Origin of the sequence: Streptomyces sp. HNM0645, assembly GCF_030056615.1 — a bacterium.
GTDB lineage: Bacteria > Actinomycetota > Actinomycetes > Streptomycetales > Streptomycetaceae > Streptomyces > Streptomyces marianii.
Genome location: NZ_JASHLT010000020.1, coordinates 61,403 through 76,353, shown reverse-complemented (window position 1 = coordinate 76,353; position 14,951 = coordinate 61,403). Strand labels below are relative to the sequence as shown.

Genomic DNA, 14,951 nt, shown 5'->3' with positions numbered 1-14,951 from the left:
GCGGGTGACCACGCGCCGCGAGGGGCATCACCGTGGTGGTGACCCACCCGGGCCGAAGCTTGTCTCGCACATATCCTGAGGAGCCGCCTGATGTCCGATTTCGTACCCGGACTCGAGGGAGTCGTCGCGTTCGAGACGGAGATCGCCGAACCCGACAAGGAGGGCGGCGCGCTCCGCTACCGAGGTGTCGACATCGAGGACCTCGTCGGCCACGTCTCCTTCGGGAACGTGTGGGGGCTGCTGGTGGACGGGGCGTTCAACCCCGGTCTGCCGCCCGCCGAGCCGTTCCCGATCCCGGTCCACTCCGGTGACATCCGCGTCGACGTCCAGTCGGCACTCGCGATGCTCGCCCCCGTGTGGGGCCTGAAGCCGCTCCTCGACATCGACGAGGCGCAGGCTCGGGACGACCTCGCCCGGGCCGCCGTGATGGCGCTCTCGTACGTGGCACAGAGTGCCCGCGGCCAGGGGCTGCCGATGGTGCCGCAGCGGGAGATCGACAAGGCCGAGTCGGTCGTCGAACGGTTCATGATCCGCTGGCGGGGTGAACCGGACCCCAAGCACGTGAAGGCCGTCGACGCCTACTGGACGTCGGCCGCGGAGCACGGCATGAACGCCTCCACCTTCACCGCCCGGGTCATCGCCTCGACGGGCGCCGATGTGGCCGCCGCGCTCTCCGGCGCCGTCGGCGCCATGTCGGGTCCGCTGCACGGCGGCGCCCCGTCCCGGGTACTCGGCATGATCGAGGAGATCGAGCGCACCGGGGACGCGGCCGCGTACGTCAGGAAGGCCCTGGACAAGGGCGAGCGCCTGATGGGCTTCGGCCACCGGGTGTACCGGGCCGAGGACCCGCGCGCCCGCGTCCTGCGGAGGACGGCGAAGGAGCTGGGCGCGCCCCGCTACGAGATCGCGGAGGCACTGGAGAGGGCCGCGCTGGAGGAGCTGCACAACCGCCGTCCGGACCGGGTCCTGGCGACGAACGTGGAGTTCTGGGCGGCGATCATGCTGGACTTCGCCGAGGTCCCTGCGCACATGTTCACGTCGATGTTCAGCTGCGCCCGTACGGCGGGCTGGTCGGCGCACATCCTGGAGCAGAAGCGCACCGGCCGTCTGGTGCGGCCGTCCGCCCGTTACGTCGGCCCCGGCCCGCGCGACCCGCGCTCGATCGAGGGTTACGCCGACATCACCGACATCGCCGCCGTCACCGACGCCGCCGCGCGGTAGCGCGGCAAGGGAGCGGGCCCGGCGCGTGCGGCGGTCCGGGCCCGCAGGCGACGCACCGGCCGTCAGGCCGCCCGCTCCACGAGATCCGCGTGGTGGCGGGCGGCGACCAGCGGATGCGCCCGCAGCTTGCCCTTGAGCTCGTTGCGCCCGTACTCGGCGAAGAGCGGGTTGGCCGGGTCGGTGGTGACGCCGGGCGCGTCGGCCGCGTACGGGAAGGGCAGCGGGGCGACCCGGGCGTCGAGCCGCGGGTTGAAGAAGAACGGCACGGAGAACCGCTCGGTGGCACCGGGCGGACTGACCACCCGGTGGTTGGTGGCGACGAGGTAGCCGTTGGTGGCGACCTCGAGGAGTTCGCCGAGGTTCACGACGAACGCGCCGGGCATCGGCGGTACGTCGTGGAAGAGGCCGTCCTCCCGCTGCACCTGGAGACCGCCGATGCCGTCCTGGTGAAGCAGGGTGAGGAAGCCGTAGTCCTTGTGGGCGCCGACGCCCTGGTCGGCGCCGTCGCCGGCGCTGCCGGGGTAGCGGACCAGCTTCAGGTGCAGATGGGCCCGGTCGCCGAAGACGTCGTCGTAGAAGTCCGGCGGGGCGCCGATGGCCGTCAGGAGTTCGTGGAGCAGCCGGTGCGCGACCCCGCTGAGCCGCTCGATCCAGCCGAGTGCGGCGGTGCGCAGTTCGGGCAGTGCGGCGGGCCACTGGTTGGGGCCCTCCAGCCACCAGTACGCGGGCTCGCCCGGCGCGGGCACGTGTGCGGGCCGCTCGGCGCCGATGTCGAGCTGGTCGCGCCAGTCGCGGCTGCCGCCGGTGCGCTCGTCGCCGATGCGCGTGTAGCCCCGGAAGTGCGGTGAGTTGACGTTGTCGATGGCGTGCCGCTCGGCCTCGGGCAGGGCGAAGAAGGCGCGCGTCGCACGCATGAGCGCGTCGGTCTCGGCCTCGGTGACGCCGTGGCCGACCAACTGGAAGAAGCCGACGTCGTGCGCGGCGGCGTGCAGACGGGCGTGCAGGTCGGCGCGGGCCGCGGGGCCGCGGTCGGCCGCGGAGAGGTCGACGACCGGGAGCTGCGAGAGGTCGCGCGAGGCGTGCTGCGGGAGGTGCTGCGAAGAAGACATGGGTGCGTCCGCTGTTCTGTGTCCCGGCCGCCGGTCCCGGTGGTGACCGGGTGTGTGCCGCCGACGTCCGCCGGAGTGGGGGCGGGGCCGGTGGGCCGGGTGGGGGTGGAGTCAGGGCGTGGGTCGGAGGTGAGCCCGACAGCCCATGCTCGTGACGCGGAGGAAGTCCACGTGGCGACGGCGAACGAGCGGAAGCATGGGGAAAGGGTACGACGCGGGGCTCGGCGAGCGGCCGTGACCCGGGTCACAGGGCGGGAACGGTGGGCGCGCGACCGAGGGCCCGTGCCCCGGACTTCCCCCTGGTCGCGGGGCCGCCCGGCTCGGGCCGACCGCGGAGGGCGGACCCGGTACCAGGGGTTCGGCCCTCGAACGGCCCGAGGGTCGCGCCCGGCCCGGCCACCCGCAGAGCCTCACCGCACCCGCCGGCGGGGCCAAAGACCGGTGGACACCGGGTCAGACGCTCAGGAGCCGGATCCGGTCGCCACAGAGCCTGGCCATGTCGTCGAGGTCGGACGTCATCATCACGACGGGGCCCGGCTGGCGCAGCGCCATCTCGGCGACGGTCGCGTCGATGGCGTACTTGCGGCCGTGCAGTCCGGCGTCCTTGAGCAGCCGGGCGGCGGCCTTCGCGGACTCCTCGGTGACGGTCTCCACCTTGACGCGGGAGAGGAGCCGGTTCAGCCGGGGAATGCTGGTTCCGGCGTGGGCGGCCTCGATGACGGTGTTGGCGCCGACGACGAATTCGGTACCGCTGCCGTCGAAGGCTTCAAGGACGGCGGTGACCTTGCGGTCCTGCGCGATCCAGGCCGACAGCCCCTCGGAGTCGAGGACCAGGGTTTCCACTACCGGGCCCATGCGGCCCTCGCCCCGGGTGCACCCTGATCGTCCGAGAGCGCCTGAGCGACGGCGGCACGTGCCTCGGCGAGTTCCTGCTCGGTGAAGGCGCCGTGCTCCTCCTGATAACGCTCGAACTCTTCCCTGCGCAGTTGGTGCCGGATCTGGCGAGCCACCGCCTCGGCCACGTACGCGGACACGTTGTCCGTCAGCTTCTTCAGCACTTCCACGTCGGCGGTGGGAAGCGTCACCGTGATGCGTGTCGTCTCGGCCATGGAGCCAGGCTACCCCACATCCGCATACCATCAGTATGCAGATACGTTTCACCCCAGCGTCTCCTCCAGCAACCGCGCCCACTGCCCCACGACCCGCTTCCGCCTCGCCGCGTCGTCGGTCAGCAGGTTCGCGAGCCCCAGGCCGCGGGCCATGTCGAGCAGGCCCTGGACGGTCTCCCGCACGCCCGGCACCGTCTCGTCCGCGCCGAGCAGCTCCACCGCGATCCGGTGGGTCTCGCGGCCGACCCGCGCCTCCAGCTCGGTGACGCGGCCGCGCAGCTGCTCCTCGTTGGAGGCCGCGACCCACAGATGGAGGGCGGCGCGGAAGAGCGGACCGGTGTAGAGGTCGACCAGGGCGGCAACGACGGCGGCCCTGCTCTGCCCCGGAAGGGACCGCAGCGCCGAGGACCGCTCCTCCGCCACGTACTCCACGGCCGCTGTGAACAGGTCCTCCCTGGTCGGGAAGTGGTGCTGTGCCGCGCCCCGCGAGACCCCGGCCCGCTCGGCGACCACCGAGACGGTGGAGCCCGCCCAGCCGCGTTCGGCGAGGCAGGCCACCGCGGCCTCCAGCAGCCGCTGCCGGGTGGCCCGACTGCGGTCCTGCTTGGGCTCCTTGGCGGAGCCGGCGGGGGAGGTCACAACACCCATGCGGGGTCCCGTCGTTCGAGGAAGGCCGTCATCCCCTCGCGCGCCTCCGCGGAGGCGAAGATCGACGCCGAGCGTTGGACGAGGTCCTCGGCGTCACGGTCGAAGGTCTCCCGCACCCTAGCCGTGAGCAGCTGTTTCGTCGCGTCCAGGGCCTGCGGCGAAGCCTTGCGGAAGCCGTCGAGGACCGGAGCCAGAGCCTCGTCCACGTCCTCGGCTACGGCCGTCAGCAGGCCCATGCGGGCCGCCTCCACGGCGCCGAAACGCTCCCCGCCGAGGTAGTAGCGGGCCGCCGCCCGGGGCTCCAGGCGCGGCAGCAGCGGCAGGGAGATCACGGCGGGCGCCACCCCGATCCGCACTTCCGTGAACGCGAAGTCGGACCGGGCGGACGCAGCGGCTACGTCGCAGGCGCCGACGAGGCCGAGCCCGCCGGCCCGCACATGGCCGTCCACCCGCGCCACCACGGGCTTGGGCAGTTCGACGATCCGCCGCAGCAGCGCGACGAACGTGTACGGGTTCGGGGGCTCCTTCAGATCGGCGCCGGCACTGAAGGTGCCGCCGGTGTGGGTCAGGACGACGGCCCGCACGGCGGGGTCCTTCCCGCACTCGGCCACGGCGTCGGCCAGCTCGCCGACCAGCCGCGCCGAGAGGGCGTTGCGGTTCGCCGGCGAGTCCAGCGTCAGGGTCGTGATGCCGCGTGCTGTCGCCGCCTTGACGGTCTCCGTGCCGGTGGATGTCACGTGGTCTCCTTCTCCGATTCCTCCCGGGCCTGCCGGGTCTCCCGGTCGCGCAGTTCGCGGCGGAGGATCTTCCCCGAGGCGGCCCGGGGCACCCCTCCGATGAACTCGACGCGCCGGATCTTCTTGTACGGGGCCACCCGCTCGGCGACATGGGCGAGGACCGCGTCCGCGGTCAGATCGGGCGCGGCGGCCTGCCGTACCACGTACGCCTTGGGTATCTCGTTCCCGTCGTCGTCGTACACGCCGATCACGGCGGCATCCGCGATCCCCTCATGGGTGAGCAGCAGGGCCTCCAGCTCCGCCGGGGCGACCTGGAAGCCCTTGTACTTGATGAGTTCCTTGACCCGGTCGACGACGAACAGCCAGCCGTCCCCGTCGACCCGGCCGATGTCACCGGTGTGCACCCAGCCGTCGCCGTCGATCATGGCGGCGGTGGCGTCGGGGCGGTTCAGATAGCCCTTCATCACCTGCGGCCCGCGGATGGCGATCTCGCCCTCCTCGCCGGGTGCGGCGTCCCGGCCGGGGTCGTGGAGCGCCAGGATCCGCATCTCGGTGCCGGGCAGCAGCTTGCCCACGGCGCCGGGCGGCGGGTTCACGGCGTCGAGCGGCACGACGTGGGTGCCGGGTGACAGCTCCGTCATGCCGTACGCCTGGAGCACCGGCGGCAGACCGAGCCGCTCCGAGCAGGCGCGGGCGAGCCCGGCGTCGAGCGGGGCGGCGGCGCTGACGACGTACTCCAGCGACGACAGGTCGTAGCGGGCGACCGCCGGGTGCTTGGCCAGGGCCAGCACGATCGGCGGGGCCACGTACAGGGCGTTGATCCGGTGCTTCTCGATCGCGGCGAGGAACTGGTCGAGGTCGAACCGCGGCAGGACGACGACGGTCGCGCCGTTGCGCAGCGGGGCGTTCATCAGCGCGGTGAGGCCGTAGATGTGGAAGAACGGCAGCACGGCAAGAACCCGGTCGCCGGGCTTCATGGGGATCACCGGTTCCAGCTGCGCCAGATTGGTGGCGATGGACCGGTGGGTGAGCATGACGCCCTTGGGCACGCCGGTGGTGCCGGAGGAGTACGGCAGGGCCGCGACGTCCTCCGCCGGATCGATGGCGACGTCGGGTTCGGGGGCGGTGGAGCCGAGCATGGAGAGGATCGAGCGATGGCCGTCGGACTGGTCGCAGACGAAGATCTCCTCGACCCCGCCGACCAGTTCCGCAGCGCGCCGCGCCGCTTCGAGCAGCGGGGAGACGGTGACGATCCAGCGGGCGGAGGAGTCACGCAGCTGCTTGGCGAACTCCTCCGCCGTGGAGAGCGGATGGACGGTGGTGACGGACGCCCCGGCGCGTGTGGCGGCGTAGAAGACCGTCGGGTAGGCGATCGTGTTGGGGCTGTGCAGGGCGAGCACGTCGCCCTTGCGGACGCCCGCGTCGGCGAACGCCGCCGCGAGCCTGCGGTGGTACGTGTCGAGCTGGGCGTACGTGAGCGTCGTACCGCCGGCCCCGTCGATCAGGGCGACGGTGTCGCCGTACTCGACGGCCCGGCCCAGGACGGCTTCGTGGATCGGGACGGAGAGGGACGGGACGTCCGCGTACTCGCTGTGCATCACCATGGCAGCCCCTTCACGGTCGTGTCGTGGTCGCCAGAATCTCCCCTGTCAGTACGACTTGGGGAGACCCAGGGACTGGTGGGACACGAAGTTCAGCACCATTTCACGGCTCACCGGGGCGATCCGGGCCACCCGGGCGGCGGTGACCAGGGACGCGAGACCGTACTCGCGGGTGAGGCCGTTGCCGCCGAGCGTGTGGACGGACTGGTCGACGGCCCTCACACAGGCTTCTCCGGCCGCGTACTTGGCCATGTTGGCGGCCTCGCCGGCGCCCGCGTCGTCGCCCGCGTCGTACAGCGCCGCGGCCTTCTGCATCATCAGCCGGGCGAGTTCCAGCTCGATGTGCGCCTGGGCGAGGGGGTGCGCGATGGCCTGGTGGGCGCCGATGGGCGCCTTCCAGACCTGCCGCTCCTTCGCGTACTCCACGGCGCGGGCCAGCGCGTAGCGCCCCATGCCGATCGCGAACGCGGCCGTCATGATGCGCTCCGGGTTGAGTCCGGCGAACAGCTGGAGCAGTCCGGCGTCCTCCTCGCCCACCAGCGCGTCCCCGGGCAGTTCCACGTCGTCGAGGACCAGCTCGAACTGCTTCTCCTGCGCGTGCAGTTCCATGTCGATCTGCGATCGGCCGAAGCCCGGCGCGTCCCGCGGGACGACGAACAGGCACGGCTTCAGCTTCCCGGTCCGTGCGTCCTCGGTACGGCCCACGACCAGCGTCGCGTCGGCGATGTCGACGCCGGAGATGAACACCTTGCGGCCGGAGAGGACCCAGCCGCCCTCCGTGCGCCGCGCGGTCGTGGTGATCCGGTGCGAGTTGGAACCGGCGTCCGGCTCGGTGATGCCGAACGCCATCGTGCGGGTGCCGTCGGCGAGGCCCGGGAGCCACGCGCGACGCTGCTCCTCGGTGCCGAACCGGGCAATGACGGTGCCGCAGATGGCGGGCGAGACCACCATCATCAGCAGGGGGCAGCCGGCGGCGCCGAGCTCCTCCAACACGATGGACAGCTCGGCCATGCCGCCGCCCCCACCGCCGTACTCCTCCGGGAGGTTGACCCCGAGATAGCCCAGCTTGGCGGCCTCGGCCCACAGCGCCTCGCGGTCGTGGTCGCGGCCGTGCCGCTTCCCGAGGGCCGCGACCGCGGCGCGCAGCGCCGTCCGCTCTTCGCTTTCGATGATCGTGCTCATGATGTGTGCTCCTCCTGTGCTGCGGCTTGGACGACGGCGAGAAGGGCACCGACCTCGACCTGGCGGCCGGGGGCGGCGTGGAGCGCGGTGAGGGTGCCGGAGGCGGGAGCGGTGATGCGGTGCTCCATCTTCATCGCCTCCAGCCAGACGAGCGGCTGGCCGGCGGTGACCGTGGCGCCGGGGGCGAGCCCCTCGGCGACCCGGACGACCGTGCCGGGCATGGGGGCGAGCAGCGAACCGGGCTCGCGCTGGGCGGTGGGGTCGGGGAAGCGGGACAGCCGGGTGAGCGTGTGTGCCGAGGTCGGGGTGTCGACGTGGATCAGGTCGCCGTCGTGGACGGCGACCCGGAACTCGCGTTCCACACCGTCGACTTCGAGCCGCACGGCGTCCGGGGCGGCGTGCCGGACCCGTACACCGGGGAAACCCTCGGCCTGTGTGCCCCGGCGGGTGACGCGGTAGCGGACCTCGTGCTCGGCGTCACGGCCCCGGTAGCGCTTCACCTGGGGCTGCGAGGGGAGGTTGCGCCAGCCGCCGTGACGGGCGGTCGTGCCGGCCGCGCCGCCGGCGGCCCGCCGGGCGGCGGCGTCCGCCAGGGCCGCGGCGAGCGCGGCGAGTTCCTCGCCGTCCTCCGACGCGGTCAGCGCGGGCAGATGCCGGTCGTAGAAGCCGGTGTCCATCCGGGCCTCGACGAACTCGGGGTGCCGCAGGGACCGGACGAGCAGCCGGCGGTTCGTGACGGGACCGTGGATCGTGCTCCTCGCCAGATCGCCCGCGAGCCGGCGCACGGCCTCCCGCCGGGTGGGCGCCCAGACGACGACCTTGGCGATCATCGCGTCGTAGTGAACGCCGATCCGGTCGCCGTCGCCGTACCCGGCGTCGATCCGGGTCCACGGCCGCGGCTCCGCTGCACCGTCCCCAACGGCCCCCGGCCGGCCGGCCGGGAAGGACAGCGTGTGGAGCCGGCCCGCCTGCGGGGCCCAGGAGCGGGACGGGTCCTCGGCGTACAGCCGGGCCTCGACGGCATGGCCGCGCGGTGCGGGCGGGGAGGGCGGCAGGGCGCCGCCCTCCGCGACAGCGATCTGCAGGGCCACCAGGTCGACGCCGAACACCGCTTCGGTGACGGGGTGTTCCACCTGGAGCCGGGTGTTCATCTCCAGGAAGTGCGCCCGGTCGCCGACCACGAGGAACTCGACCGTGCCGGCGCCCAGGTAGTCCGTCGCCCGCGCCGCCCGGACGGCCATCTCCTCCAGTCGGGAGGTCAGTTCGGGGTCCAGCCCCGGCGCGGGCGCCTCCTCGACGACCTTCTGGTGCCGGCGCTGCAGCGAGCAGTCCCGGGTGCCCAGCGCCCACACCGTGCCGTGGGCGTCGGCGAGGATCTGCACCTCGACATGGCGGCCGCCCTCGACGTACGGCTCGACGAAGACCTCGCCGTCCCCGAAGGCGCTCAGCGCCTCGGCCCGGGCGGCCGCCAGCCCGTCCCGGAGCTCGCCCAGCTCCCGGACGACGCGCATACCGCGACCGCCGCCGCCGGCCGCCGCCTTCACCAGCACGGGCAGGTCGTCCTCGGTGACCGCCTCCGCCACCAGCGGGGCGATCCCCATCAGCTCCTTGGCACGGGTCTTGGACGCCATCGCCTCGACGGCCTCCGGGGGCGGCCCGATCCACGTCAGTCCCGCGCCGATGACCTCCCGGGCGAAGTCGGCGTTCTCGGACAGGAATCCGTAGCCGGGGTGGACGGCGTCCGCACCGGCCGCGAGCGCCGCCTTCACGATCAGGTCGCCGCGCAGATACGTGTCGGCGGGCGCGGCGCCCGGCAGCCGTACGGCGGTGTCGGCCTCCCGGGTGTGCAGCGCGCCCTCGTCCGGGTCGGCGTAGACGGCGACCGTCGCGATACCGAGCTCCCGGCAGGTGCGGAACACCCGGCAGGCGATCTCACCGCGGTTGGCGACGAGCAGGGTTTCGATCATCGGGGCCTCACATCCTGAAGACGCCGAAGCCGCCGCGCGCGCCTTCGACCGGGGCCGTGTGGATGGCGGACAGGCACATGCCGAGCACCGTGCGGGTGTCGCGCGGGTCGATGACGCCGTCGTCGTACAGCCGCCCGGAGAGGAACATCGGCAGCGACTCCGTCTCGATCTGCTGCTCGACCATCGCGCGCAGCCCCGCGTCGGCCTCCTCGTCGTAGGGCTGCCCCTTGGCGGCGGCCGAGGCGCGGGCGACGATCGAGAGGACGCCGGCGAGCTGCTGCGGTCCCATCACGGCGGACTTGGCACTGGGCCAGGCGAAGAGGAAGCGCGGGTCGTACGCCCGGCCGCACATCCCGTAGTGGCCGGCGCCGTACGAGGCGCCCATCAGGACCGACAGATGCGGGACCTTCGAGTTGGAGACCGCGTTGATCATCATGGCGCCGTGCTTGATGATGCCGCCCTGCTCGTACTCCTTGCCGACCATGTAGCCGGTGGTGTTGTGCAGGAAGACCAGCGGGATGTCGCGCTGGTTGGCCAGCTGGATGAACTGGGCGGCCTTCTGCGACTCGGCGCTGAACAGCACGCCCTGCGCGTTGGCGAGGATGCCGACGGGATGGCCGTGGAGCCGCGCCCAGCCGGTGACCAGGCTCGGACCGTACAGCGGCTTGAACTCGTCGAAGTCGGAGCCGTCGACGATCCGGGCGATGACCTCGCGCGGGTCGAACGGGGTCTTCAGGTCCTCGGGGACGATGCCGAGGAGCTCCTCCTCGTCGTACGCGGGCGGTGCGACCGGGACCGCCGGAGCGGGGTGCGCCTTGCGGTGGTTGAGACGCGCGACGATCCGGCGGGCGTGGCGGAGGGCGTCTTGCTCGTCCACGGCGTAGTGGTCGGCGAGTCCGGACGTCCGGGCGTGCATCTCGGCGCCGCCGAGGGACTCGTCGTCGCTCTCCTCACCCGTGGCCATCTTCACCAGCGGCGGCCCGCCGAGGAAGACCTTCGACCGCTCCTTGATCATGACGGTGTGGTCGGACATGCCGGGTACGTACGCTCCGCCGGCGGTGGAGTTGCCGAAGACCACCGCGATCGTGGGGATCCCGGCGGCGGACAGCCGGGTGAGGTCGCGGAAGAGCGCCCCGCCCGGGATGAAGATCTCCTTCTGGGACGGGAGGTCCGCACCGCCGGACTCGACGAGGCTGACAACCGGCAGCCGGTTGGCGAACGCGATCTCGTTCGCGCGGAGGACCTTCTTCAGCGTCCAGGGGTTGCTGGCGCCACCGCGCACGGTCGGATCGTTGGCGGTGATCAGGCACTCGACGCCCTCGACCGTGCCGATGCCGGTGACGACGGAAGCGCCGACGGGGTAGTCGCTGCCCCAGGCGGCCAGCGGCGACAGCTCCAGGAACGGGGTGTCGGCGTCGAGGAGCAGCTCGATCCGCTCCCGGGCCAGGAGTTTGCCCCGCTTGCGGTGCCGTGCGGTGTACTTCTCGCCGCCGCCGGCGAGGGCCTTGGCGTGCTCGGCCCCGAGCGCGTCGAGTCGGGCGAGCATCGCCTCCCGGTGGGCGGCGTGGTCGGGGGACGCGCTGTCCAGCGCGCTGGCGAGGACGGTCACGGGATCACCTCCGGTGCGGGGTGCGGTGCGGTGCGGGCTGCGATACGCGGACGGGAGAGCACGCCGGGCGGCGCCCGGGGAGAACGGCCCGGTGGCCCGGCACGGCGCGGCGGTGGCCGGCCCGCTCGGGGCCGAGGGGGCGGGACGGCGGGCGCCGCGGGAGGGGGGCACGGGTCACAGCAGGCTCTCCGGGACGTCCACGTGCCGGGACCGCAGCCACTCCCCCAGGCCCTTCGCCTGCGGATCGAAGCGGGCCTGAGCGGCGACACCCTCGCCCAGCAGGCCCTCGACGGTGAAGTTCAGCGCCCGCAGATTCGGCAGGACATGGCGTACGACGGGCAGCTCCGCGGTCTCCGGCAGGAGCTCGCGCAGCCGCTCCACGGTCAGCTCGTGCGCCAGCCAGCGCCACTCCTCGTCGTCACGGACCCACACCCCGATGTTCGCGTCGCCGCCCTTGTCGCCGCTCCGGGCACCCGCGACCAGGCCGAGGGGGACGCGGCGGGTCCTCGCGCCGGCCGGCGGCGACTCGGGCAGCGGCGGTTCCGGAACGGGCTCCAGGACGCGGGTGCGCGGGGCCGCCGGAACCGGCAGCCGCCGCCCGTCGTCGAGCACGGCGGTGTGCGCGACCGACCCCGCGTCCACGTACGCCGCCTCGAACACCCCGTAGGGCGCGCCCTTCCCCGGCGGGGCGGTCACATGGAAGCCCGGGTAGCCGCCGAGGGCCGTCTCCACGGCCGCTCCGCTGACGACCCGGCCGACGGCCTCCGCGTCGCGGTCGCGCACGACCAGCCGCAGCAGCGCGCTCGCGGTCTCCTCGGTGGCGGCGTCCGGCCGGTCGGTGCGGGCCAGTTCCCAGCGGACCTCCGCCGGGCGCGCCCCGGCGCGACCGAAGGCGTCCTCGATCTGCTCGCGCACGAGCCGCGCCTTGGCGTCGATGTCGAGCCCGGTGAGGACGAACACCACCTCGTTGCGCCAGCCGCCGAGGCGGTTGAGGCCGGTCTTGAGGTCCGGCGGCGGCGCCTCGCCGCGCACGCCCGACACCCGGACCCGGTCCGGGCCGTCCTGGGTGAGCCGTACGGTGTCCAGGCGCGCGGTGACGTCGGGGCCCGCGTACCGCGCTCCGCCCGTCTCGTACAGCAGCTGGGCGGTGACCGTCCCGGTGTCCACGAAACCGCCGGTGCCGGGGTGCTTGGTGATGACGCTGCTCCCGTCGGCGTGGAGTTCCGCGAGGGGGAACCCTGGGCGGCGCAGGTCCCGGCCGGCGTAGCGCTCGTCGGCGAAGAAGGCGTAGTTGCCGCCCGTCGCCTGCGTGCCGCACTCCAGGACGTGGCCGGCGACGACGGCACCGGCGAGGGCGTCGTGGTCCTCCGGCCCCCAGCCGAAGTGCCACTGCGCGGGCCCGGTGACGAGCGCGGCATCGGTGACCCGGCCGGTGACGACGACGTCCGCGCCCTCCGCCAGGCAGGCGGCGATCCCGCCCCCGCCGAGGTAGGCGTTGGCGGCCAGCGCGCCGGGGAAGCGCTCGGTGAGGTCGTCGCCCTCGACATGGGCGACGCGCACGGGGACCCCGACCCGGCCGGCGAGTTCGCGCACGGCGTCGGCGAGACCGGACGGGTTCAGCCCGCCCGCGTTGGCGACGATCCGCACGCCGCGCTGGTGCGCCAGGCCGAGACCCTCCTCCAGCTGGCGCAGGAAGGTCCGGGCGTACCCGAGGCGCGGGTCCTTCATCCGGTCCCTGCCGAGGATCAGCATGGTCAGTTCCGCCAGGTAGTCCCCGGTGAGGACGTCCAGTTCGCCGCCGGTGAGCATCTCGCGCACGGCGTCGAAGCGGTCGCCGTAGAAACCGGACGCGTTCCCGATCCGCAGCGGGGCGGGCGCCGTCGGCTGCATCGGTCAGGCCCCCTTGGGGGCGCGGCCGGTGCCCGCCGGCCCGGCGAACGCCTGGGCGATGTCCAGCCAGCGGTCGGCGTCGGCGCCCTCCGCCCGGACGGCGAGGTCGTCGCGGTGCGCGCGTTGGGTCACCAGCAGGCAGAAGTCCAGCGCGGGCCCGGTGACCCTCCCCCGGCCCTCGGCGTGGGGGACCCCGGCGGCCTCCTCGGGCCCCCACGTCCACAGTTCGCCGCCCGGTCCGGTCAGCTCGACCCGGAACTGCTCCTTCGGTGCCTCCAGCCCTCGCACGAGGAAGGCGTAGTCACGGGCGCGTACTCCGATGTGCGCGACGTGCCGCAGCCGGGCGGTGGGCTCCCGCACGACGCCGAGGGCGTCCGCGACGTCCTGGCCGTGGGCCCAGGTCTCCATGAGCCGGGCGGTCGCCATCGACCTGGCGCTCATCGGCGGCCCGTACCAGGGGATCCGGGCGCCCGGGGGTGCGTCGCTCAGGGCCTGCCGGAGCCCGTCGCGACCGGTGCGCCAGTGGGCGAGCAGTTCGGCGGGCGGCCGGCGGACCCCGGCCTCCGCGGCCCGGTCGACGAAGGTGCCGGGCTCGGCGAGTGCCTTCTCGACCTCCCGGGCGAAGGCACCGGGGCTGGTGGCGGCGAGCAGGGCGACCTCGTCGGTCCAGGCGAGGTGGGCGATCTGGTGGGCGACGGTCCAGCCGGCCGCGGGGGTCGGCGTCCACCATTCCTCGTCGCTCAACCCGGCCACGAGCCGGTCGAGTTCGTCGCTCTCTGCGCGCAGGTCGTCGATGACGGCCGCGGGGTCGGACACGGTGCGCTCCCTCCGGGACACGGCGTGGTGCCCCGGAGCATGACAGCGCCCCCAGAAACAATCAAGCATGATTGCTTTACTTTCTCGGCCGACCGAAGCCTCAGGGCCCCTCGACGACCTCCCGGCCGGAAGGCGGCTCCTCGACCCACCGGCCCCGGAGTCCGGTTCGGGGTGGACCGTCCCGGAGCCCGACGAAGGCGCGGGGCGGACGGCGGGGGCCGGTACCGTGCCACCCCGTGAGCAGACAAAGCAGACACATACCGTTCGAACGACTGTGCAACTTCCGGGACTTGGGCGGCTACGCCACCGAGGACGGACGCTCCGTGCGGTGGGGGCGGCTGTACCGTTCCGACTCGCTGGACAAGCTCGCCGGGGAGGACTGGGAACGCTTCCTCGGCATGGGTATCGGCACGGTCGTCGATCTGCGCCACCCGTGGGAGATCGAGGCCCGCGGACGCGTCCCGGACGACGCGTCGTTCACGTACCACAACCTCAGCATCGAGCACCGGCCTTACGACCAGCCCTCACTCGGCCCCGAGATCGAGGTCGGGCCGTTCCTCGCCGAGCGATATCTGGAGGTGGCCGACGACGGGGCGGCCGAGCTGCACGAGGCCCTGGAGGTGATCGCGGCGTCGGACCGCCCGGTGGTGTTCCACTGCGCGTCCGGCAAGGACCGCACAGGTCTGCTGGCCGCTCTCGTGCTGGCCCTGGTGGGCGTCTCCGAGGAGGACGCCGCCGAGGACTTCGCCCTCACGGAGCTGGCCACCAAGCGCCTGCTGGCGGACTGGCGGGCGGCACACGGGGGCAGGGAGCCGACGTGGCCCGGCTACGGACGCGCACCCGCGGAGGTCATGACGTTGTTTCTCGCGGCACTGACCCACCGGCACGGGTCGGTACGGGACTATGCGGCGAACGCACTGGGCGTGGACGAGGCCCTGACGGCGGCACTGCGGGAGAGGCTGCTCACACCGGCGGTGGCGGGGATGCCCGCGTTCGCGTCCGGGAGTGAGGCCGGGACCGGGACGTAGGCCCCGCGGTCGGGTGCCCGCGCACCCCGACCGC

Annotated in this window: 13 protein-coding genes; 2 read left to right on the top strand and 11 right to left on the bottom strand. The window is 73.3% G+C overall.

Annotation, left to right across the window (positions count from 1 at the left end):
• Nucleotides 1-90 precede the first annotated feature (90 nt).
• Entirely contained in the window at nucleotides 91-1,221 is a 1,131-nt protein-coding gene (locus tag QMZ92_RS16915) for a citrate synthase 2 (protein ID WP_283298213.1), read from the top strand.
• 62 nt (nucleotides 1,222-1,283) lie between these two features.
• On the opposite strand, the gene QMZ92_RS16910 is transcribed toward QMZ92_RS16915, so the two are convergent.
• From QMZ92_RS16910 to QMZ92_RS16860, 11 genes are all read right to left on the bottom strand, one after another.
• The gene (locus tag QMZ92_RS16910) at nucleotides 1,284-2,330 is read right to left on the bottom strand and encodes an isopenicillin N synthase family dioxygenase (protein WP_283298212.1); all 1,047 of its coding nucleotides are present in this window, start codon (nucleotides 2,328-2,330) and stop codon (nucleotides 1,284-1,286) included.
• A gap of 453 nt (nucleotides 2,331-2,783) precedes the next feature.
• On the bottom strand, nucleotides 2,784-3,185 hold the full coding sequence (locus tag QMZ92_RS16905) for a PIN domain-containing protein (protein WP_283298211.1): 402 nt from the start codon (nucleotides 3,183-3,185) through the stop codon (nucleotides 2,784-2,786).
• A complete protein-coding gene (locus QMZ92_RS16900) occupies nucleotides 3,173-3,439 on the bottom strand; it encodes a type II toxin-antitoxin system CcdA family antitoxin (protein ID WP_283298210.1) in 267 nt (88 codons plus the stop codon). Before QMZ92_RS16900 ends, QMZ92_RS16905 begins: the two co-directional genes overlap by 13 nt.
• A 48-nt stretch (nucleotides 3,440-3,487) precedes the next feature.
• Entirely contained in the window at nucleotides 3,488-4,087 is a 600-nt protein-coding gene (locus tag QMZ92_RS16895; RefSeq protein WP_283298209.1) for a TetR/AcrR family transcriptional regulator, read from the bottom strand.
• Nucleotides 4,075-4,824 (bottom strand): enoyl-CoA hydratase family protein, encoded by a 750-nt coding sequence (locus QMZ92_RS16890; RefSeq protein WP_283298208.1) that lies wholly within the window; start codon nucleotides 4,822-4,824, stop codon nucleotides 4,075-4,077. The genes QMZ92_RS16895 and QMZ92_RS16890 overlap by 13 nt, the downstream gene beginning before the upstream one ends.
• Nucleotides 4,821-6,428 carry a 4-coumarate--CoA ligase family protein gene (locus tag QMZ92_RS16885; RefSeq protein ID WP_283298207.1) on the bottom strand — a complete coding sequence of 536 codons (1,608 nt, stop codon included), beginning with the start codon at nucleotides 6,426-6,428 and terminating at the stop codon, nucleotides 4,821-4,823. Before QMZ92_RS16885 ends, QMZ92_RS16890 begins: the two co-directional genes overlap by 4 nt.
• 45 nt (nucleotides 6,429-6,473) lie before the next feature.
• The gene (locus QMZ92_RS16880; RefSeq protein ID WP_283298206.1) at nucleotides 6,474-7,607 is read right to left on the bottom strand and encodes an acyl-CoA dehydrogenase family protein; all 1,134 of its coding nucleotides are present in this window, start codon (nucleotides 7,605-7,607) and stop codon (nucleotides 6,474-6,476) included.
• A complete protein-coding gene (locus QMZ92_RS16875) occupies nucleotides 7,604-9,574 on the bottom strand; it encodes an ATP-binding protein (RefSeq protein ID WP_283298205.1) in 1,971 nt (656 codons plus the stop codon). The genes QMZ92_RS16880 and QMZ92_RS16875 overlap by 4 nt, the downstream gene beginning before the upstream one ends.
• Before the next feature lie 7 nt (nucleotides 9,575-9,581).
• Nucleotides 9,582-11,183: an acyl-CoA carboxylase subunit beta gene (locus QMZ92_RS16870; protein ID WP_283298204.1), complete on the bottom strand. Its 1,602-nt coding sequence runs from the start codon at nucleotides 11,181-11,183 to the stop codon at nucleotides 9,582-9,584.
• Nucleotides 11,184-11,357: 174 nt separating this feature from the next.
• A complete protein-coding gene (locus QMZ92_RS16865) occupies nucleotides 11,358-13,073 on the bottom strand; it encodes an acyclic terpene utilization AtuA family protein (RefSeq protein ID WP_283298203.1) in 1,716 nt (571 codons plus the stop codon).
• Between the two features lie 3 nt (nucleotides 13,074-13,076).
• The gene (locus QMZ92_RS16860; protein WP_283298202.1) at nucleotides 13,077-13,889 is read right to left on the bottom strand and encodes a TIGR03084 family metal-binding protein; all 813 of its coding nucleotides are present in this window, start codon (nucleotides 13,887-13,889) and stop codon (nucleotides 13,077-13,079) included.
• Nucleotides 13,890-14,125: 236 nt separating this feature from the next.
• On the opposite strand from QMZ92_RS16860, the gene QMZ92_RS16855 reads away from it, so the two are divergent.
• Nucleotides 14,126-14,917 (top strand): tyrosine-protein phosphatase, encoded by a 792-nt coding sequence (locus tag QMZ92_RS16855; RefSeq protein ID WP_283298201.1) that lies wholly within the window; start codon nucleotides 14,126-14,128, stop codon nucleotides 14,915-14,917.
• The last annotated feature ends 34 nt before the right edge of the window (nucleotides 14,918-14,951 follow it).

Bases quoted from the DNA above. Each gene is read 5' to 3' on its own strand.
- QMZ92_RS16915 (WP_283298213.1), top strand. From the start codon at position 91: ATGTCCGATTTCGTACCCGGACTCGAGGGAGTCGTCGCGTTCGAGACG.
- QMZ92_RS16910 (WP_283298212.1), bottom strand. From the start codon at position 2,330: ATGTCTTCTTCGCAGCACCTCCCGCAGCACGCCTCGCGCGACCTCTCG.
- QMZ92_RS16905 (WP_283298211.1), bottom strand. From the start codon at position 3,185: ATGGGCCCGGTAGTGGAAACCCTGGTCCTCGACTCCGAGGGGCTGTCG.
- QMZ92_RS16900 (WP_283298210.1), bottom strand. From the start codon at position 3,439: ATGGCCGAGACGACACGCATCACGGTGACGCTTCCCACCGCCGACGTG.
- QMZ92_RS16895 (WP_283298209.1), bottom strand. From the start codon at position 4,087: ATGGGTGTTGTGACCTCCCCCGCCGGCTCCGCCAAGGAGCCCAAGCAG.
- QMZ92_RS16885 (WP_283298207.1), bottom strand. From the start codon at position 6,428: ATGGTGATGCACAGCGAGTACGCGGACGTCCCGTCCCTCTCCGTCCCG.
- QMZ92_RS16880 (WP_283298206.1), bottom strand. From the start codon at position 7,607: ATGAGCACGATCATCGAAAGCGAAGAGCGGACGGCGCTGCGCGCCGCG.
- QMZ92_RS16875 (WP_283298205.1), bottom strand. From the start codon at position 9,574: ATGATCGAAACCCTGCTCGTCGCCAACCGCGGTGAGATCGCCTGCCGG.
- QMZ92_RS16865 (WP_283298203.1), bottom strand. From the start codon at position 13,073: ATGCAGCCGACGGCGCCCGCCCCGCTGCGGATCGGGAACGCGTCCGGT.